At 56.8% G+C, this 20,602-nt stretch carries 17 protein-coding genes; 11 read left to right on the forward strand and 6 right to left on the reverse strand.

Annotated features, from left to right (window positions below; all coding sequences use genetic code 11):
* Positions 1-2: 2 nt before the first annotated feature.
* From accB to BJ885_RS13230, 5 genes are all read right to left on the reverse strand, one after another.
* Complete coding sequence (gene accB, locus BJ885_RS13210; RefSeq protein ID WP_010436174.1) at positions 3-464, reverse strand: acetyl-CoA carboxylase biotin carboxyl carrier protein; 462 nt, start codon at positions 462-464, stop codon at positions 3-5.
* Positions 465-485: 21 nt separating this feature from the next.
* Positions 486-938, reverse strand: a complete 453-nt coding sequence (gene aroQ, locus BJ885_RS13215; RefSeq protein ID WP_023309405.1) for a type II 3-dehydroquinate dehydratase — start codon at positions 936-938, stop codon at positions 486-488.
* Positions 939-1,172: 234 nt separating this feature from the next.
* Positions 1,173-1,772: a protein-methionine-sulfoxide reductase heme-binding subunit MsrQ gene (gene msrQ, locus BJ885_RS13220; protein WP_032659655.1), complete on the reverse strand. Its 600-nt coding sequence runs from the start codon at positions 1,770-1,772 to the stop codon at positions 1,173-1,175.
* Positions 1,773-2,774 carry a protein-methionine-sulfoxide reductase catalytic subunit MsrP gene (gene msrP, locus BJ885_RS13225; RefSeq protein WP_029741739.1) on the reverse strand — a complete coding sequence of 334 codons (1,002 nt, stop codon included), beginning with the start codon at positions 2,772-2,774 and terminating at the stop codon, positions 1,773-1,775.
* Between the two features lie 77 nt (positions 2,775-2,851).
* On the reverse strand, positions 2,852-3,826 hold the full coding sequence (locus tag BJ885_RS13230; protein ID WP_121932111.1) for an MDR family oxidoreductase: 975 nt from the start codon (positions 3,824-3,826) through the stop codon (positions 2,852-2,854).
* A 182-nt stretch (positions 3,827-4,008) separates the two neighbouring features.
* Here BJ885_RS13230 and csrD point away from each other — a divergent pair, with 182 nt between their 5' ends.
* From csrD to tldD, 8 genes are all read left to right on the forward strand, one after another.
* The gene (gene csrD, locus BJ885_RS13235) at positions 4,009-5,949 is read left to right on the forward strand and encodes an RNase E specificity factor CsrD (protein WP_121932112.1); all 1,941 of its coding nucleotides are present in this window, start codon (positions 4,009-4,011) and stop codon (positions 5,947-5,949) included.
* A 282-nt stretch (positions 5,950-6,231) separates the two neighbouring features.
* On the forward strand, positions 6,232-7,275 hold the full coding sequence (mreB, locus tag BJ885_RS13240) for a rod shape-determining protein MreB (protein ID WP_000913396.1): 1,044 nt from the start codon (positions 6,232-6,234) through the stop codon (positions 7,273-7,275).
* 62 nt (positions 7,276-7,337) lie between these two features.
* Positions 7,338-8,354, forward strand: a complete 1,017-nt coding sequence (mreC, locus tag BJ885_RS13245; RefSeq protein ID WP_023309400.1) for a rod shape-determining protein MreC — start codon at positions 7,338-7,340, stop codon at positions 8,352-8,354.
* Positions 8,354-8,842 (forward strand): rod shape-determining protein MreD, encoded by a 489-nt coding sequence (gene mreD / locus BJ885_RS13250; RefSeq protein ID WP_023309399.1) that lies wholly within the window; start codon positions 8,354-8,356, stop codon positions 8,840-8,842. The genes mreC and mreD overlap by 1 nt, the downstream gene beginning before the upstream one ends.
* 9 nt (positions 8,843-8,851) lie before the next feature.
* Positions 8,852-9,445: a nucleoside triphosphate pyrophosphatase gene (locus BJ885_RS13255; RefSeq protein WP_121932113.1), complete on the forward strand. Its 594-nt coding sequence runs from the start codon at positions 8,852-8,854 to the stop codon at positions 9,443-9,445.
* Positions 9,435-10,904, forward strand: a complete 1,470-nt coding sequence (gene rng, locus BJ885_RS13260; RefSeq protein ID WP_010436156.1) for a ribonuclease G — start codon at positions 9,435-9,437, stop codon at positions 10,902-10,904. Before BJ885_RS13255 ends, rng begins: the two co-directional genes overlap by 11 nt.
* 42 nt (positions 10,905-10,946) lie before the next feature.
* Positions 10,947-14,750: an AsmA2 domain-containing protein YhdP gene (gene yhdP / locus BJ885_RS13265; protein ID WP_121932114.1), complete on the forward strand. Its 3,804-nt coding sequence runs from the start codon at positions 10,947-10,949 to the stop codon at positions 14,748-14,750.
* 84 nt (positions 14,751-14,834) lie between these two features.
* Positions 14,835-16,280, forward strand: coding sequence for a metalloprotease TldD (gene tldD / locus BJ885_RS13270; protein WP_029740073.1), 1,446 nt, complete (start codon positions 14,835-14,837; stop codon positions 16,278-16,280).
* Between the two features lie 76 nt (positions 16,281-16,356).
* On the opposite strand, the gene aaeR is transcribed toward tldD, so the two are convergent.
* Positions 16,357-17,283 carry an HTH-type transcriptional activator AaeR gene (gene aaeR, locus BJ885_RS13275; protein WP_023309395.1) on the reverse strand — a complete coding sequence of 309 codons (927 nt, stop codon included), beginning with the start codon at positions 17,281-17,283 and terminating at the stop codon, positions 16,357-16,359.
* Positions 17,284-17,462: 179 nt separating this feature from the next.
* Here aaeR and aaeX point away from each other — a divergent pair, with 179 nt between their 5' ends.
* Genes aaeX through aaeB form a run of 3 tightly spaced genes read left to right on the forward strand, consistent with a single transcriptional unit; the run spans position 17,463 to position 20,579 of the window.
* Positions 17,463-17,666, forward strand: coding sequence for a p-hydroxybenzoic acid efflux pump operon protein AaeX (gene aaeX / locus BJ885_RS13280; RefSeq protein WP_003860416.1), 204 nt, complete (start codon positions 17,463-17,465; stop codon positions 17,664-17,666).
* 7 nt (positions 17,667-17,673) lie between these two features.
* Positions 17,674-18,606, forward strand: coding sequence for a p-hydroxybenzoic acid efflux pump subunit AaeA (gene aaeA, locus BJ885_RS13285; protein ID WP_023309394.1), 933 nt, complete (start codon positions 17,674-17,676; stop codon positions 18,604-18,606).
* A 5-nt stretch (positions 18,607-18,611) separates the two neighbouring features.
* A complete protein-coding gene (gene aaeB, locus BJ885_RS13290) occupies positions 18,612-20,579 on the forward strand; it encodes a p-hydroxybenzoic acid efflux pump subunit AaeB (RefSeq protein ID WP_121932115.1) in 1,968 nt (655 codons plus the stop codon).
* The last annotated feature ends 23 nt before the right edge of the window (positions 20,580-20,602 follow it).

Here is a 20,602-nt window from a genome sequence, read left to right on the forward strand (position 1 = left end):
CGTTACTCGATGACGACCAGCGGCTCGTCAAATTCAACCGGCTGACCACTTTCGACCAGAATCGCTTTCACAGTACCTGATTTGTCTGCTTCGATCTGGTTCATCATTTTCATCGCTTCAACGATGCACAGGGTATCGCCTACGTTGACTTTCTGACCCACTTCGATGAACGCCTTCGCGTCCGGGCTCGGGGTGCGGTAGAAAGTACCAACCATTGGGGAACGTACGATGTGACCACTGATTTCTGCTGCAGCGGCAGGTGCGGCTTCAGCTGCTGGCGCAACGGCTGCGGAGAGCGCAGGCTGCTGCACTGGCGCAGCATAAGCCTGCTGCATTACCGGGAAGCTAGCGGCTGGGGCTGCACGGCTGATGCGTACAGACTCTTCGCCTTCAGAAATTTCCAGTTCGGAGATGCCTGATTCTTCAACCAGCTCGATCAGTTTTTTAATCTTACGAATATCCATGAGTGGGTTCCGTACTCTTGTTTAGTGTGATTGTGACAAGCGTTTTACCGCTGTCTGTAAAGCGTATGAATAGCCGTCTGCGCCCAGTCCACAGATAACGCCAGCAGCGATATCCGACAGATACGAATGGTGACGGAACGGCTCTCGTGCGTGCACATTACTCAGGTGGATCTCGATAAACGGGATACTCACCGCGAGCAGTGCGTCGCGGATAGCAACACTGGTGTGCGTAAACGCGGCCGGATTGATCAGGATATAGTCCACATTGTCTTTAGCCTGATGAATACGGTCGATGAGTGCGTACTCCGCATTCGACTGAAAATGATCCAAATCCACATTCAGTGACGCTGCTTCCGTTCCCAGACGGTTAACAATTTCACTCAATGTTAGCGTGCCGTACTTCTCTGGCTCACGGGTGCCGAGCATGTTCAGGTTCGGTCCGTTCAAAACTAAGATATGGAATTTATCAGTCATTATGCCGCTATCTCCTGCGATTTTCGGGTAAAAAACAAAATATACCTTCGAAACGCAAATGTCACCTTTTCAGAGGCTTAAAACCGCTGTCAGGCGAACCAAGGTCGCACATTATAACGATTTCGTAGCATTTAGCAGCTAAATACTGGTCTTATCAGGGAAGATTATCAACCGCTATCCGAAAAAGATTTGCGGTTGACGGGTAATCTGCGGGAAAACGCACAGTTTCGCGAACTATCGCAACCACTGGCGGAACTTCTTATAACGCCATGCTAAAAGCGCCACGGCCGCAAGTGCATACAGGATTGGCTGTGGCGAGAGGATCTTCACCGACCACAGGTAATGAATGGGAGCGAGGATCGCGACAAGATAGACGAAGTTATGCAGAAGCTGCCAGCGCCTGCCCAGTTTTCGCTGCGCATATTGCGTGGATGTCAGCGCTAACGCCAGTAAAACCACCCAGCTCACGATACCCAGCGTCAAATAAGGACGTGTCACCAGTTCGCGGCCAAGCAGCGCCAGATTGTTAATTCCCAGTTCCAGCAGGGCGTAGCTGGTTAGGTGCAGCGTCGCCCAGGCAAAACACCATAGCCCTAACAGGCGACGGGTGCGTATCAATAAGGGCTGTTTAGCGTAGCGCGCCAGCGGCGAGACGAGCAAGGTGGCCAGCAAAAATTTCAGAGCCATCCGACCGGTAAAATGCTGGATATCCTTCGCCGGGTCTGCGCTAAAGAGCCCCTGGCTTGCGGCCCAGAACAGCCATATAAAAGGAAGCAGCCCGGCCAGGTGCAGCAGCACTTTCAGCCAGGTAATCTGTTTTGCCGTTAAACGCACTCAGAAGTTCTCCCGTAAGTTGAGGCCACGGTAAAGCGAGGCCACTTCATCCGCATAGCCGTTAAACAGCAGCGTCGGCTGGCGCTTCACGTCCAGCGCACCGCCGGAACCGATAAACCGCTCGGTTGCCTGCGACCAGCGCGGATGATCCACGTGCGGGTTCACGTTGGCGAAGAAGCCGTATTCGTCCGGAGCCGCCAGATTCCAGGTGGTTGGCGGACGTTCGCGGGTAAGCTTAATGCTGACGATAGATTTAATCCCTTTGAAACCATATTTCCACGGTACGGTTAAACGGATAGGGGCACCGTTCTGCGGCGGAAGCGCTTTGCCATAAACGCCAACGGTCAGCAGGGTGAGGGGGTGCATAGCTTCGTCAAGACGTAGCCCTTCTACATACGGATACTCAAGCCCGCCGCCGATAAACCTATCTTTCTGCCCGGGCATCTCGTCCGGCGCATAGCGCGTCTGGAAAGCGACATATTTTGCGTTGCTGGTGGGCTCAACCATTGCCAGCAGTTTATGCAGCGGGAAGCCAATCCAGGGCACCACCATCGACCACGCCTCCACGCAGCGCATGCGATAGATACGCTCCTCGAGCGGGAAACGGGTGGTGAGATCGTGGTGGTCCAGCGTCAGGGGTTTCGCCACTTCGCCATCAATTTTCAGCGTCCACGGATCGGTTTTGAGGCTCCCCGCATTGGCGGCAGGATCGGCCTTATCGAGACCAAATTCGTAGAAGTTGTTGTAGCCGGTAACTTTATCTTCCGGCGTGAGCGTCAGCTTGTTTTGCCATTCGGCCGGTTTCGTAAAGGTGAGCGGGGCGCCGGATGGGGCCTTTGGCCGATCGTTGCCTTTAAACCAGTCGAGCAGGTCGGCGTGTGCCGCAGGAGAGAGCGTCAGGGCAGTGGCGCTGATGCCAAGCATTTTCAGGATCTGGCGGCGCTGTAACATAAAGACAGACTCGGACGTTACGTCGGCTTCCGTCAGTTTTCGGTTTTTCATGGCATCCTCCGTCATGCGTTTTTCTAAGCATGACGGAGGAGAGGGATTCGCGCGAATATGTCACGAAAATTTGAAGATTAGGCGATTTTCACCAGCGCGCGGCCGTGGAACTGGTTATCCATGATCTTACTGGCGTATTCCGGCGCCTGGCTGAGGGTTATCTCCGTTGCGCTCTGGGTATAGAAAGATTCCGGCAGATCGCGCACTAGCCGTTCCCAGGCTTCATGACGACGGGCCGCAGGGGTCATCACGGAATCCACACCCTGCAGGCGGACGTTACGCAGAATAAATGGCATCACGGTGGTTGGCAGGGCAAATCCGCCCGCCAGACCGCAGGCTGCCACGCAGCCGCCGTAGTTCATCTGCGCCAGGACTTTTGCAAGCACCTTATCACCGACGGTATCCACCGCTCCTGCCCAAACCTGTTTTTCCAGCGGACGGGTTTCGGCAAATTCGTCGCGGCTGAGAATGCGGCTGGCGCCGAGCTGGCGCAGATAGTCATGGGTACTTTCTCGGCCGGAAACCGCAGCGACCTGATAGCCCAGCTTGTGGAGCAGCGTGACTGCCGTGCTGCCCACGCCGCCGCTGGCGCCGGTGACGACAATTTCCCCTGACTCAGGGCGGATACCCGCATCTTCCAGCGCCATCACGCACAGCATGGCGGTAAAGCCTGCCGTGCCGACGATCATTGCTTTGCGGCCATCCATGCCTTTCGGCACAGGCACCAGCCAGTCGCCCTTCACGCGCGCCTGCGTTGCCAGCCCGCCCCAGTGATTTTCACCCACGCCCCAGCCGGTGAGCAGTACATGCTGGCCTGGATGGAAGCGCGGATCCTCGCTGGTATGAACCCGGCCAGCGAAATCAATCCCCGGCACCATAGGGAAATTTCGGATGATTTTACCCTTACCGGTAATAGCCAGCGCATCTTTATAATTTAAACTGGACCAGTCGATGTCGACGGTTACTTCGCCTTCCGGCAGGCGACTCTCTTCAACCGCCTGCACTGAGGCAAGCGTTTTTCCGTCCTGCTGTTCTAAGATCAAAGCCTGCATACGGGGTCCTCACGACTCAGATGATTGGAAAATAATTTCTGAAGACTATACTCGCTCAGGGAAACGCAGTGCCGATTTAACGCAATAAATTGCCAGATACGCCCGATTTGGTAGTATGCCGCATTTGAAATGCAAGTTAGCGCTTACTCGCTACCCCATCAACCCACGGAGTAATCTCAAGGATGCGATTAACGACGAAGTTCTCAGCTTTTATCACCTTGCTGACGGGGCTTACCATTTTTGTCACGCTCCTGGGTTGTTCCCTGAGCTTTTACACCGCCATTCAGGACAAGCTGGTCAACCGGGTACAGTCTGTTGCCTCGGTGATTGATACGCGTCTGCTGACGACGCCGCTACCGGCGCTCTCCCGTGAGCTCGATGAGTTGATGGTACCTGTTGATATCGTTCAGATCGACATTCAGCAGGGAAAGCATCGTGTTTTAAGCCACGAACGACCGGGAAGCTATCGCCCCGCGGGCGTGGTAAGCCAGTATCGGGAAGTGACGGTGCATTCCCTTAAAAATCCAGGGATGACCATACACATGGTCTACCTCGATCCGATGGCAAGCTATTTCCGTTCCATGATGACCACCGCGCCGCTCACCGTCGCCGTTGCGTTTATCGTCCTGCTGATCTTTCTCGCGGTCCGCTGGCTGCGTCGCCAGCTTTCCGGTCAGGAGCTGCTGGAGATGCGATCCGTACGCATCCTGAACGGTGAGCGCGGCCCGCAGGTGCGTGGCTCCGTTCACGAGTGGCCGTCTCGCGCCAGCAGCGCGCTGGATACCCTGCTCTCCGAAATCCAGTTTGCCAGCGACCAGCGCAGCCGTATGGATACGCTGATCCGCTCTTATGCGGCGCAGGATAATAAAACTGGCCTTAACAACCGTCTTTTCTTTGATAATCAGCTCGCCACGCTGCTCGACGATTCAGAAAAAGTGGGGACTCACGGGGTGGTGATGATGATTCGCCTGCCCGATTTCGATCTCCTGCGCGACACGTGGGGACAGCGGGTCGCGGAAGAAAATCTCTTTACGCTGATCAACCTGCTCTCCACCTTTATTATGCGCTACCCGGGCGCGCTGCTGGCCCGCTATCACCGCAGCGACTTTGCCGTGCTGTTGCCGCATCGCACGCTGAAGGAATCGGAAAGCATCGCCAGCCAGCTGCTGAAGGCGGTAGATGCGCTGCCGCAGAGCAAAATGCTCGACAGGGACGATATGGTCCACATGGGGATCTGCGCCTGGCGTGGCGGACAATCCACAGAGCAGGTGATGGAACATGCGGAAGCCGCTACCCGCAACGCCGTGTTGCAGGGGGCCAACGGATGGGCGGTTTACGATGACTCGCTGCCGGAAAAAGGGCGCGGCAACGTGCGCTGGCGCACGCTGATTGAGCAAATGCTCAGCCGCGGCGGTCCACGAATTTATCAAAAACCCGCGGTCATGAAAAACGGCAACGTTCATCACCGTGAACTGATGTGTCGTATTTTTGACGGTACCGAAGAGGTCATCTCTGCGGAATATCTGCCGATGGTGCTGCAATTTGGCCTGTCCGAAGAGTATGACCGCCAGCAAATTACCCGGCTGATTCCGTTTTTATCCTTCTGGCCTGAAGAAAACCTGGCGTTACAGGTCACCGTGGAGTCGTTAATACGCCCACGTTTTCAGCGCTGGCTACGTGATACGCTAATGCAATGCGAAAAATCGCAACGTAAACACATTATTTTTGAACTTGCTGAGGCCGATGTAGGTCAACACATCAGCCGGTTACGTCCGGTTGTACGTTTGATCAATGCGCTCGGTGCACGTATCGCTGTGACGCAGGCAGGTTTAACGCTGGTCAGCACCAGCTGGATCAAGGAGCTTGATGTGGAGTTATTAAAGCTACATCCGGGGCTGGTAAGGAATATTGAGAAGCGTACGGAAAACCAGCTGCTGGTACAGAGTCTGGTAGAAGCGTGCAAGGGTACGCGAACACAAGTATTTGCCACGGGCGTGCGCTCCAGAAGCGAATGGCAGATGTTAACAGCGCGCGGCGTGATGGGCGGTCAGGGGGATTTTTTTGCTGCCTCTCAACCGCTTGACACCAACGTGAAAAAATATTTGCAAAGATACTCTGTTTGACCTGCCGTTTACGCTGTTTTCACGTAGAATATCGCGCCTGTAGCTTTGAGTATGTCGAGCAAAAAGCCAGTGAACGACCTGTAACGGGTTACAAACGTCAGTGGGGAACGCTACTGTTTACTCAGCCCTGAGGGAGTCAGGGGATGATTTTGTAACATCAGGAAACGTACTGCACAAATTTTCACCGTTGCAGATGATTTTTGCGCCTTGTCGCTGCTGCGTGTGGTTGGTAAAGTAAGCGGATTTTGTTTTCCGCCCCAGCTTTCAGGATTATCCCTTAGTATGTTGAAAAAATTTCGTGGCATGTTTTCCAATGACCTGTCCATTGACCTGGGTACCGCGAATACCCTTATTTATGTAAAAGGACAAGGCATCGTATTGAATGAGCCTTCCGTTGTGGCCATTCGTCAGGATCGTGCAGGCTCGCCGAAAAGCGTGGCTGCAGTGGGTCATGACGCGAAGCAGATGCTGGGTCGTACCCCTGGCAACATCGCCGCCATTCGCCCAATGAAAGACGGCGTTATCGCCGACTTCTTCGTGACTGAAAAAATGCTTCAGCACTTCATCAAGCAGGTTCACAGCAACAGCTTCATGCGTCCAAGCCCGCGTGTTCTGGTGTGTGTGCCGGTTGGCGCAACCCAGGTAGAGCGTCGCGCAATCCGTGAATCTGCCCAGGGTGCAGGTGCACGTGAAGTGTTCCTGATTGAAGAGCCAATGGCTGCGGCCATCGGTGCGGGTCTGCCTGTTTCCGAAGCTACCGGTTCTATGGTGGTGGATATCGGTGGTGGTACCACTGAAGTGGCCGTTATCTCTCTGAATGGCGTGGTGTACTCCTCTTCCGTACGTATCGGTGGTGACCGTTTCGATGAAGCCATCATTAATTATGTGCGCCGTAACTACGGCTCTCTGATCGGTGAAGCCACCGCAGAGCGTATCAAACACGAAATCGGCTCTGCGTATCCGGGCGATGAAGTGCGTGAGATCGAAGTTCGTGGCCGTAACCTGGCTGAAGGTGTTCCACGCGGTTTCACCCTGAACTCCAACGAAATTCTGGAAGCTCTGCAGGAACCACTGACGGGCATCGTGAGCGCGGTAATGGTTGCGCTGGAACAGTGCCCACCAGAGCTGGCGTCCGATATCTCCGAGCGCGGTATGGTTCTGACCGGTGGTGGTGCGCTGCTGCGTAACCTCGACCGCCTGTTAATGGAAGAGACAGGTATTCCTGTCGTAGTTGCAGAAGATCCACTGACTTGCGTCGCCCGTGGTGGTGGCAAGGCGCTGGAAATGATCGACATGCACGGCGGCGATTTGTTCAGCGAAGAGTAGTCGAGTTTGAGAGGGTAGCAATTTGCTACCCTTTCTCTCTGACGCGAGAATACGCATAGCCTATGAAGCCAATTTTTAGCCGTGGCCCATCGCTACAGTTTCGCCTTATTCTGGCGGTTCTGGTTGCGCTTGGGGTCATTATTGCCGATAGCCGCCTCGGTACGTTCAGCCAGATCAGAACGTACATGGATACCGCCGTCAGTCCTTTCTACTTTGTTTCAAATGGTCCCCGTGAACTGCTCGACTCCGTTTCTCAAACGCTGTCTTCGCGTGACCAACTCGAACTCGAAAACCGGGCATTACGTCAGGAACTGCTGCTGAAAAACAGCGAACTGCTGATGCTGGGGCAATACAAGCAGGAAAACGCGCGTCTGCGTGAACTGCTCGGCTCGCCGCTGCGTCAGGATGAGCAGAAAATGGTCACGCAGGTGATCTCCACCGTGAACGACCCCTACAGCGATCAGGTTGTGATCGACAAAGGGAGCGTGAACGGGGTGTATGAAGGTCAGCCTGTTATCAGTGATAAAGGCGTCGTGGGCCAGGTTGTTGCCGTAGCCAAACTGACCAGCCGCGTGCTGCTGATTTGCGATGCCACGCATGCGCTGCCGATCCAGGTTCTGCGCAACGACATCCGCGTGATTGCGGCCGGTAACGGCTGTACGGACGACCTGCAGCTTGAACACCTGCCGGCTAACACGGATATTCGCGTGGGCGACGTGCTGGTGACGTCCGGTCTGGGTGGACGCTTCCCTGAAGGCTATCCGGTTGCGGTGGTCTCTTCGGTCAAGCTGGATACTCAGCGTGCCTATACCGTGATTCAGGCGCGTCCAACCGCCGGTTTGCAGCGTCTGCGCTATCTGCTGCTGCTGTGGGGCGCCGATCGTAACGGTGCTAATCCGATGACGCCTGAAGAGGTGCATCGCGTGGCAAACGAGCGCCTGATGCAGATGATGCCGCAGGTTCTCCCGCCAGCGGATTCCATGGGGCCGCCTGCGCCAGTTCCGGCGCCGGCAACCGGGTTAACGCAGCCGCTGCCGGATGCGCCGCCACCGCCTAAACTCTCTTCGGGAGGGCAGTAGTGGCAAGCTATCGTAGCCAGGGACGCTGGGTCATCTGGCTCTCGTTTCTCATTGCACTGTTACTGCAAGTGATGCCCTGGCCGGATGACATTCTCGTTTTCCGGCCAAACTGGGTATTGCTCATTTTACTCTACTGGATCCTTGCCCTGCCGCATCGCGTAAATGTCGGCACAGGTTTCGTGATGGGTGCCATACTGGATCTCATTAGCGGCTCTACGCTTGGCGTGCGCGCCTTGTCCATGAGCATTATTGCGTACCTCGTCGCACTCAAATTCCAGCTCTTTCGTAACCTTGCGCTCTGGCAACAGGCCCTGGTGGTGATGTTATTGTCGCTCGCTGCGGATATCGTTGTTTTCTGGGCAGAGTTTTTAGTGATCAACGTCTCTTTCCGACCGGAAGTGTTCTGGAGTAGTGTAGTAAACGGTGTGCTCTGGCCATGGTTATTCCTGCTGATGCGTAAGGTTCGCCAGCAGTTTGCTGTGCAATAAAAGGTTTCTATGACGTCTTTGTATCTCGCTTCCGGCTCCCCGCGCCGTCAGGAACTCCTGACGCAGCTAGGGGTCTCTTTTGAACGCATCGTTACCGGCATTGAAGAAAAACGTGCTGAGGGCGAAAGCGCTCAACAGTACGTGTCTCGCCTGGCGCGCGAGAAAGCGCAGGCGGGCGTGGCCAGTGTGCCACGCGATCTTCCCGTGCTGGGAGCAGATACCATCGTTATTCTGAACGGTGAAGTGCTTGAGAAACCGCACGACGCCGATCATGCGGCGCGCATGCTGCACAAAATGTCCGGACAAACGCATCAGGTGATGACGGCCGTCGCGCTGGCTGACCGCCAGCACGTGCTGGATTGCCTGGTGGTGACCGAAGTGACGTTCAGAGTACTTACCGACGACGACATCGCCGCTTATATTGCCAGCGGTGAACCGATGGATAAAGCAGGTGCATACGGTATTCAGGGGCTGGGTGGCTGTTTTGTCAGGAAGATTAATGGCAGCTATCACGCCGTAGTCGGCTTACCGCTGGTGGAAACGTATGAGTTGCTGAGCAATTTTAACTCACTGCGTGAGGGAAGGGATAATTATGACGGCTGAATTGTTGGTAAACGTAACGCCATCGGAAACCCGTGTGGCCTATATTGATGGTGGCATTCTTCAGGAAATTCATATTGAGCGTGAAGCGCGGCGCGGAATAGTAGGCAATATCTACAAAGGTCGTGTCAGTCGTGTACTACCGGGTATGCAGGCGGCTTTTGTAGATATTGGACTGGATAAGGCGGCGTTTTTACATGCCTCCGATATCATGCCGCACACCGAGTGCGTCGCGGGCGAAGAGCAAAAGCAGTTTGCCGTGCGCGATATTTCTGAACTGGTGCGTCAGGGGCAGGATCTGATGGTGCAGGTGGTGAAAGATCCCCTCGGCACCAAAGGCGCCCGTCTGACCACCGACATCACCTTACCTTCCCGCTATCTGGTCTTTATGCCCGGCGCGTCGCACGTGGGCGTTTCGCAGCGTATTGAGAGCGAAACCGAGCGCGAGCGTCTGAAGAAAGTGGTCAGCGCCTACTGCGATGAGCAGGGCGGGTTTATCATCCGTACCGCTGCGGAAGGGATCAGCGAAGAAGACCTGGCGTCGGATGCGGCTTATCTGAAGCGCGTCTGGACCAAGGTAATGGAGCGTAAAAAACGCAACCAGACCCGCTACCAGCTCTACGGTGAACTGGCGCTTGCTCAGCGCGTTCTGCGCGACTTTGCCGATGCGCAGCTCGACCGCATTCGCGTGGACTCGCGCCTGACCTATGAGGCGCTGCTGGAATTTACCGCTGAGTACATCCCGGAGATGCCAGGCCTGCTGGAGCATTATTCAGGGCGTCAGCCGATCTTCGATCTCTATGATGTCGAAAACGAGATCCAGCGAGCGCTGGAGCGTAAGGTCGAGCTGAAGTCAGGCGGCTATCTGATCATCGATCAGACCGAGGCGATGACCACCGTCGATATCAACACCGGCGCGTTTGTCGGCCATCGCAACCTGGATGACACCATCTTCAATACCAACATTGAAGCCACGCAGGCGATTGCGCGCCAGCTTCGTCTGCGCAATCTGGGCGGCATTATCATCATCGACTTCATCGATATGAGTAATGAAGACCATCGTCGCCGCGTGCTGCACTCGCTTGAGCAGGCGCTGAGCAAAGACCGCGTGAAAACCAGCATTAACGGCTTCTCGCAGCTGGGGCTGGTGGAAATGACGCGTAAGCGTACCCGCGAGAGCGTTGAGCATGTGCTGTGTAATGAATGCCCAACCTGCCATGGACGCGGAACGGTAAAGACTGTTGAGACCGTCTGCTACGAAATTATGCGTGAAATCGTCCGTGTTCATCATGCCTACGACTCCGATCGTTTTCTGGTCTATGCTTCCCCTGCGGTGGCTGAAGCGCTGAAAGGCGAAGAGTCACACGCGCTGGCGGAAGTGGAAATTTTTGTCGGCAAACAGGTAAAAGTACAAATTGAACCGCTCTATAACCAGGAGCAGTTTGACGTCGTGATGATGTAAGACGCAGTACGCTGCGTGACGAAAGCTGACAAGGAGAGATGCGTGAGGCGATTGCCGGGGATTTTATTGCTTACAGGGGCAACGCTGGTCGTGATTGTCGCGTTGCTCGTGAGCGGGCTACGCCTCGTATTACCGCATCTGGACAGCTGGCGTCCGCAGCTGCTGGCTAAAATTGAATCCACCACCGGCGTGCCGGTGAACGTAAGCCAGCTAAGCGCTAACTGGCAGAATTTTGGCCCGACGCTCGATGTCCGGGATATCAACGCCAGCCTGAAAGATGGCGGCTATCTGAAAATCAAACGCGTAACCCTGGCGCTGGACGTCTGGCAAAGCCTGCTGCATCTGCGCTGGCAGTTTCGCGATCTCACCTTTTATCAACTCCAGTTCCTGACCAATACGCCGCTGTCTGGCGGCGATAGCGGTCAGGGTCTTGAAGCCAACCGCTTTAGCGATCTTTTCCTCCGCCAGTTCGATCACTTCGATCTGCGCGACAGCGAAGTGAGCTTCATTACCCTCTCCGGCCAGCGCGCTGAACTGGCGATCCCTCAGCTGACCTGGCTCAACGGTAAAGAACGTCACCGCGCCGAGGGGCAGGTCAATCTCTCAAGCCTGAACGGCCAGCACGGCGTGATGCAGGTGCGTATGGATCTGCGGGACGACGACGGCCTGTTAAACAACGGCAAAGTCTGGCTACAGGCCGACGATGTGGACGTGAAGCCATGGCTGGGCGACTGGATCCAGCAAAACATGCAGCTGGAGACTGCCCGTTTCAGCCTTGAAGGCTGGCTGACCCTGACCAAAGGCGAATTTGCCAGCGGCGATATCTGGCTCAAGCAGGGGGGCGCAAGCTGGAAAGGCGAAAAACGGCAGCATCAGCTTTCCGTAGATAACCTCACCGCGCACGTGACGCAGGAGAAAGAGGGCTGGCAGTTTGCCATTCCGGATACGCGCATCACCATGGACGGCAAGCCGTGGCCGCGCGGTGCGCTGACGCTGGCCTGGATGCCGGAGCAGGACGTCGGTGGTACGGCCAGTAAACGCAGCGACGAGCTGCGCATCCGCGCCAGCAACCTGGATTTGGCGGCCATTGAAGGCCTGCGCTCGATGGCGGCAAAACTCTCTCCGGATTTGGGCGAGATCTGGCTGGCAACGCAGCCGAGCGGGAAGATAGACGCTCTGGCGCTGGATATCCCGCTCCAGGCGACGGAAAAAACCCGCTTCCAGGCAACGTGGAAAGATCTTGCCTGGAAGCAGTGGAAGCTGCTGCCGGGGGCGGAACACTTTAGCGGCAAGCTGGAAGGCAGCGTGGAAAACGGCAGGCTGACGGTTGATATGCACGACGCCAAAATGCCTTACGAGACGGTCTTCCGCGCGCCGCTGGAAATCGAACAGGGCAGCGCGGTGCTTAACTGGCTCCGTAACGACAAGGGCTTCCAGCTTGATGGCCGCCATATCGATGTGAAAGCCAAAGCCGTTCACGCGCGCGGCGATTTCCGCTATCTGCAGCCTGAGGGCGATGAGCCGTGGCTGGGTATTCTGGCCGGGATCAGCACCGATGACGGCTCTCAGGCCTGGCGTTACTTCCCGGAAAACCTGATGGGAAAAGCCCTGGTAGACTATCTCAGCGGCGCGATTCAGGGCGGTCAGGCGGACAATGCCACGCTGGTCTACGGCGGTAATCCGCATCTTTTCCCGTACAAACATAATGAAGGCCAGTTCCAGGTGCTGGTGCCGCTGCATAACGCGACATTTGCGTTCCAGCCCGGCTGGCCCGCGCTGAAAGACCTGGATATCGAACTCAACTTCCTCAATGACGGGCTATGGATGAAGTCCGACAGCGTGGCGCTGGGCGGCGTGACGGCCAGCAACCTGACGGCCAACATCCCGGACTACTCAAAAGAGAAGCTGCTGATTGATGCCAATATCAACGGTCCGGGCAAAGCGGTGGGACCGTACTTTGAGGAGACGCCGCTGAAAGAGTCGCTGGCGGCGACGCTCCAGCAGCTCCAGCTTGATGGCGATGTGAATGCTCGCTTACATCTTGATATCCCGCTGGACGGGGAGATGACCACCGCCAAAGGCGACGTCCGCCTGAAGAACAACAGCCTGTTCATCAAACCCCTTGAGAGCACGCTGAAAAATCTCAGCGGGCAGTTCAGCTTTGAGAACGGTAACCTTAAGAGCGAGCCGCTTACGGCCAGCTGGTTTAATCAGCCCGTTAATATCGACTTCACGACCACCGAGGGTGAAAAGGCTTATCAGGTGGCCGTCAATCTGGACGGTAACTGGCAGCCATCACGAATGGACGTCCTGCCGAAACCCATTGAGTCGTCAGTGCAGGGCGCAGTCGCCTGGCAGGGTAAAGTGGCAATTGACCTGCCTTATCACGCGGGCGCCCAGTATAAGGTCGACATCACGGGCGATCTGAAAAACCTTCAGAGCCAGCTGCCTGCGCCGCTGGATAAACAGGCCGGACAGCCGCTGCCGGTAAAGCTGAACGTCGATGGCAACCTGAACAGCTTCGCGCTGACCGGCAGCGCGGGCGGGACAAACCACTTCAACAGCCGCTGGCTGCTTAACCGCAAGCTCACCCTCGACAAAGCCATCTGGACAACGGATAGCCGCTCCACTCCGCCTCTGCCGGAGCAGGCTGGCATTGAGCTGAATCTCCCGCCGATGGACGGCGCAGAGTGGCTGGCGCTGTTCCAGAAAGGCGTAGGGCAGAACGTTGATGAAACCGCCCAGTTCCCGCAAACCATTACCGTACGTACGCCGTCGCTGATGCTGGGCGGACAGCAGTGGAACAACCTGAGCCTGGTTTCACAGCCTGGCGCTAACGGCACGAAGGTGGAGGCCCAGGGAAGAGAGATCAACGGCACGCTGACCATGCGCAATCACGCGCCGTGGCAGGCGGCGATCCGCTACCTCTACTACAACCCGGCAAGCGCCGCGAGCGGGAAAGATAAACCGGCAGAGGCGTCGCCGCTGAGTAATGTTTCCCGCGTCGATTTTAGCGGCTGGCCCGATCTTCAGCTGCGCTGTGCGGAGTGCTGGCTGTGGGGGCAGAAATATGGCCGTATCGACGGTGATTTCACTATTCAGGCCAACACGCTTACGCTCTCCGGTGGCCTGGTTGATACCGGTTTTGGCCGCATGACGGCCGCAGGGGAATGGGTGAATAACCCGGGCGAGCAGCGAACGTCCCTGAAGGGCGACATTAAAGGCAACAAGCTGGATGCGGCAGCCAATTTCTTTGGTATCAGCACGCCGCTGCGCGGCTCGTCGTTTGACGTTAATTACGATCTCCACTGGCGTGACGCCCCGTGGAAGCCGGATGAAGCCTCGCTGAACGGCATTCTGAAAACCCACTTTGGCAAAGGTGAAATTGCCGACGTGAGCACAGGGCGCGCCGGGCAGATCCTGCGCCTGCTGAGTTTTGACGCGCTGCTGCGCAAGCTGCGCTTCGATTTTAGCGATACCTTCAGCGAAGGTTTCTACTACGATTCCATCCGCAGCACGGCATGGATCAAGGACGGCGTTCTGCATACGGACGACACGCTGGTGGATGGCCTGGAAGCGGATATCGCCATGAAAGGCTCCGTCAACCTCGTGCGTCGCGAGCTGGATATGGAAGCCGTGGTGGCGCCGGAAATTTCCGCCAGCGTGGGCGTGGCGGCGGCCTTTGTGGTGAACCCGATTGTCGGTGCGGCGGTGTTTGCCGCCAGCAAAGTGCTGGGTCCGCTGTGGAGCAAAGTCTCCATTCTGCGCTACCGCATTACCGGTCCGGTAGATAAACCGCAGATTAACGAGGTGCTGCGCCAGCCGCGCAAAGATGCACAGCAATGATTTGACGTGGGCAGGTAATTGCCTCACTCTCAATAAATACGATCTTTATACCGCCACGGGCGGCAACGAACGAGTAGCAATACGATGAGTCTGAACCTGGTAAGTGAACATTTGCTCGCAGCGAACGGCCTGAGCCATCAGGACCTGTTCTCCATTCTTGGTCAACTGACCGAACGCCGTCTCGACTACGGCGACCTTTATTTCCAGTCGAGCTATCACGAATCCTGGGTTTTAGAAGACAGCATCATCAAAGATGGCTCCTACAACATTGACCAGGGCGTCGGCGTCCGTGCCGTCAGCGGCGAGAAAACCGGTTTCGCCTATGCCGATCAGATTAGCCTCACCGCACTTGAGCAGAGCGCACAGGCCGCGCGTACCATTGTGCGTGATACCGGCGATGGTCGCGTGAAAACCCTGGGAGAAGTGCAGCACTCTGCGCTCTATACCAGCATCGATCCGCTGCAGAGCATGAGCCGTGAAGAGAAGCTGGATATCCTACGTCGCGTGGACAAAGTTGCCCGCGCGGCGGACAAACGCGTGCAGGAAGTTTCTGCCAGCCTGAGCGGTGTGTATGAGTTGATTCTGGTTGCGGCAACGGACGGTACCCTTGCGGCAGACGTTCGCCCGCTGGTGCGTCTCTCCATCAGCGTGCAGGTCGATGACGACGGCAAACGCGAGCGCGGCTCAAGCGGCGGCGGCGGTCGTTTCGGCTATGACTGGTTCCTGGGCGACGTTGACGGTGAAGCGCGCGCCGACGCGTGGGCGAAAGAAGCCGTGCGCATGGCGCTGGTGAATCTGAATGCCGTCGCGGCGCCGGCGGGCTCATTCCCGGTGGTGCTGGGCGCTGGCTGGCCGGGCGTGCTGTTGCACGAGGCCGTAGGCCACGGCCTGGAAGGCGACTTTAACCGTCGCGGGACGTCCGTGTTCAGCGGTCAAATCGGGCAGCTCGTCTCCTCTGAGCTGTGCACCGTGGTGGATGACGGCACCATGCGCGATCGCCGCGGCTCGGTGGCTATCGACGATGAAGGTACGCCAGGGCAGTACAACGTGCTGATCGAAAACGGCGTGCTGAAAGGCTACATGCAGGACAAACTCAACGCGCGCCTGATGGGCGTAGCGCCGACGGGCAACGGACGCCGTGAATCTTACGCGCATCTGCCGATGCCGCGCATGACTAACACGTACATGCTGCCGGGCAAATCCACGCCGCAGGAGATTATCGAATCCGTTGATTACGGTATCTTTGCGCCAAACTTTGGCGGCGGCCAGGTGGACATCACCTCCGGTAAGTTTGTTTTCTCCACGTCAGAAGCGTATCTGATCGAGAAAGGCAAAGTGACCAAAGCGGTGAAAGGCGCGACGCTGATTGGCTCCGGTATTGAAGCCATGCAGCAGATCTCCATGGTCGGTAACGATCTGAAGCTGGATAACGGCGTGGGCGTCTGCGGTAAAGAGGGCCAGAGCCTGCCGGTTGGCGTAGGCCAGCCAACGCTGAAGGTGGACAACCTGACGGTGGGCGGCACGGCGTAATTTCCTGACCCTCTCCCCAAAGGGGAGAGGGTACTGCTCCACGCTGTCTTTTTTCCTCGTCCTTATGAAAAAAGGCCTACTCTTTCCTTCTCCCCCGCATCCCCTGAAACAACTCCGCCACGTCCACAAAATACTCGGTCAGATAGTTAATACACACCTGTACCTTGAGCGGGAGTTTGTCTTTTTCGGTATACAGGGCGTACACCGGACGCGGATCGGACTGGTAGCGCGGGAAGAGGATCTCCAGCACGCCGCTGTTGATCTCGTTGATCACCCACATTAACGGCACGTAGGCGATCCCGGCCCCGGCCACCAGCCAGCGCGAAATGGTCATCGGATCGTTAGTGACAAACCGTCCTTCCGGCAGCAGCCTGGTGGAGATCCCTTCCGGAGCGATCAGCTCAAATTCATTATCGGGCCGCACGCTGTACTCCAGCCACGAGTGGTTGGTGAGATCGGCGGGTTTCTCCGGAACGCCGTACTGCGCCAGATAGCTTTTCGAGGCGCAGACGACCATCGGCATGCTGCCCAGTCGTCGCGAGAACAGGCTGGAATCCTGCAACGCGCCGACGCGGATCACCACGTCCAGCCCGTCGGCAATCAGGTCCGGCGCCGGGATACCCGTCACCAGATTGACGGTAAGCCCAGGGTACTCTTTCAGCATATCCGCGGTCATGGCAGCGAGAACATTTTGTGCCATAGTTGAAGAACACCCGATGCGCAGCGTGCCGATAGGGGTGTTGTTGAAGGCATAGAGCTGTTCGTGAACATCCTGCACTTCAAGCAGCATACGGCGACAGCCCTGATAGTAAATTTTACCCGCTTCCGTCAGCCCAATGCTGCGGGTACTGCGGTTGAGCAGCTTGACCTGAAGCTCATCTTCCAGTTTGGACACCGTCTGGCTGATGGATGAGACGCTCATCTGAAGCTGGCGGGCAGCGGCGGTAAACGAGCCCAGTTCAACCACTTTGGCGAAGACCGACATGCGTTTTAAACGTTCCATTGTTCACTCTGGCTTAAAAGTGATTTAGATCACATATTATAGATAACAGCATAACAGTTACGTTAATATATTATTAATTACATAACGGCTGCGCCATTCTCGCCCGGCGTTTCTTGCTCTCCCGCGGTGGCGTACGCTTAAAAATTCTGAAGCCTGCACTCTCTCTTATCAAGGTCAACATGAGTCTGTTTCCCGTTATCGTGGTGTTCGGTCTGTCGTTCCCACCGATATTTTTCGAGCTTCTTTTATCACTGGCGATCTTCTGGCTGGTGCGCAAGGTGCTGGTCCCTACCGGGATCTACGATTTCGTCTGGCACCCTGCATTGTTCAATACCGCGCTGTATTGCTGCCTGTTTTACCTGATATCGCGCATGTTTGTCTGAGGTTGATGTGAAAACGCTAACAAGAAAAATCTCCCGCACTGCCATCACAATGGCGCTGGTTATCCTCGCCTTCATCGCTATTTTCCGCGCCTGGGTTTATTACACCGAATCACCGTGGACGCGTGATGCACGCTTCAGCGCCGATGTGGTGGCAATAGCCCCTGACGTGGCCGGTCTTATCACGGCGGTTAACGTCCACGATAACCAGCTGGTGAAAAAAGATCAGGTCCTGTTCACCATCGACCAGCCTCGTTACCAGAAAGCGCTGGAAGAGGCGGAAGCGGACGTGGCCTATTATCAGGCGCTCGCTGCGGAGAAACGCCGCGAGGCAGGCCGCCGTAATCAGCTGGGCGTTCAGGCAATGTCCCGTGAAGAGATTGACCAGTCCAACAACGTGCTGCAAACCGTGCTGCACCAGCTGGCGAAAGCGCAGGCAACGCGCGATCTGGCGAAGCTCGATCTCGAGCGCACCGTGATCCGCGCGCCGTCAGATGGCTGGGTGACCAACCTCAACGTCTATGCCGGGGAATTCATTACCCGTGGCTCTACCGCCGTGGCGCTGGTTAAACAGAACTCCTTCTACGTGCTCGCCTATATGGAAGAGACCAAGCTGGAAGGCGTGCGCCCAGGTTACCGGGCTGAAATCACGCCGCTCGGCAGCAACCGCGTCTTTAAAGGCACCGTCGACAGCGTTGCCGCAGGGGTGACTAACTCCAGCAGCTCTAACGATGCCAAAGGGATGGCGACGGTCGATTCCAACCTGGAGTGGGTGCGTCTGGCCCAGCGCGTGCCGGTGCGCATCCACCTGGATGAACAGCAGGGAAATCTGTGGCCCGCGGGTACCACGGCGACGGTGGTGATCACCGGTGAAAAGGACCGGGATGCCAGCCAGGACTCGTTCTTCCGTAAAATTGCCCACCGCCTGCGCGAGTTTGGTTAATCGCCATGGGTATCTTTTCCATCGCCAGCCAGCACATTCGCTTCGCCGTGAAGCTGGCGTGCGCCATCGTGCTGGCGCTGTTTGTTGGCTTTCACTTCCAGCTTGAAACCCCTCGCTGGGCAGTGCTGACGGCTGCGATTGTCGCGGCGGGCCCGGCCTTTGCCGCGGGCGGGGAACCCTATTCAGGCGCGATCCGCTATCGCGGGATGCTGCGTATCATCGGGACGTTTATCGGCTGTTTCGCGGCGCTGACCATTATTATTCTCATGATCCGCACCCCGCTGTTGATGCTGATGGTCTGCTGCATCTGGGCGGGTTTCTGCACCTGGATCTCGTCTCTGGTGAAAGTGGAGAACTCCTACGCCTGGGGGCTGGCGGGCTATACCGCGCTGATTATTATCATCACCATCCAGTCCGAGCCGCTGCTGGCCCCGCAGTTTGCGGTGGAGCGATGCAGCGAAATTGTGATTGGTATTGTCAGCGCGATCGTCGCTGATCTGCTTTTCTCCCCGCGCTCCATCAAGCAGGAAGTCGACCGTGAGCTTGACGCGCTGATCGTTGCCCAGTATCAGCTGATGCAGCTGTGCATTAAGCACGGCGACAGCGAAGAGGTGGATAAAGCCTGGAGCGGGCTGGTACGCCGTACGCAGGCGCTGGAAGGGATGCGCAGCAATCTTAATATGGAGTCCTCGCGCTGGGCCCGCGCGAATCGTCGTCTGAAAGCCCTCAACACCGTCTCTCTGACGCTGATTACCCAGGCATGTGAAACCTATCTGATTCAGAACACCCGCCCGGAAGCGGTCACCGATACGTTCCGCGAACTGTTTGCCGAGCCGGTGGAAACCGTACAGGACGTGCATAAGCAGCTTAAGCGCATGCGCCGGGTGATTGCCTGGACCGGGGAGCGCGACACGCCGGTAACCATCTACACATGGGTCGGCGCCGCGACGCGCTACCTGCTGCTGAAGCGCGGAGTGATCGGCAACACCAAAATCAGCGCGGCGGAAGAAGAGGTGCTGCAGGGGGAAGTGGTGATCAAGGCGGAATCCGCCGAGCGCCATCACGCCATGGTCAACTTCTGGCGTACGACGCTTGCCTGCATGCTCGGTACGCTGTTCTGGCTGTGGACGGGCTGGACGTCCGGCAGCGGCGCGATGGTGATGATTGCCGTCGTGACCGCACTGGCGATGCGTCTGCCTAACCCGCGTATGGTTGCCGTTGATTTCCTCTACGGCACCATTGCCGCCCTGCCGATAGGCGCGCTCTATTTCCTGGTCATCATCCCGTCGACGCAACAGAGCATGCTGCTGCTCTGTATTAGCCTGGCGGTAATGGCGTTCTTTATCGGCATTGAAGTGCAAAAGCGGCGCCTGGGATCGCTGGGGGCGCTGGCGAGTACGATTAACATCATCGTGCTCGATAATCCGATGACCTTCCATTTCAGCCAGTTCCTCGACAGCGCGTTAGGCCAGCTGGTGGGCTGCTTCCTGGCCATGATGGTGATACTGCTGGTGCGGGATAACTCGCAGGCAAGAACGGGCCGCGTGCTGCTGAACCAGTTCGTGTCGGCTGCCGTGTCGTCTTTGACTACCAATACCGCGCGCCGTAAAGAGAACCATCTGCCCGCGCTCTACCAGCAGCTGTTTTTACTGCTGAACAAGTTCCCGGGCGATATCGGGAAGTTCCGGCTGGCGTTAACCATGATCATCGCGCACCAGCGTTTGCGTAACGCGCCCGTGCCGATCAACGACGATCTGTCGGCCTGGCACCGCCAGCTGCGTCGTACCGCCGATCACGTGCTTTCTGCCAGCAGCGATGACAAACGGCGTCGCTACTTTACGCAGCTGCTTGAAGAGCTCGATACCTATCAGGAAAAGCTCAAGCACTGGGAGGCGCCGCCTCAGGTGACCGAGCCGGTAGGACGGCTGGTGTTTATGCTGCATCGCTACCAGAATGCCCTCACGGATAACTGACTGAAGTAAAAAACCGACGCCAA

Source organism: Enterobacter sp. WP_7_1 (assembly GCF_003688535.1).
GTDB classification, from domain to species: domain Bacteria; phylum Pseudomonadota; class Gammaproteobacteria; order Enterobacterales; family Enterobacteriaceae; genus Enterobacter; species Enterobacter asburiae.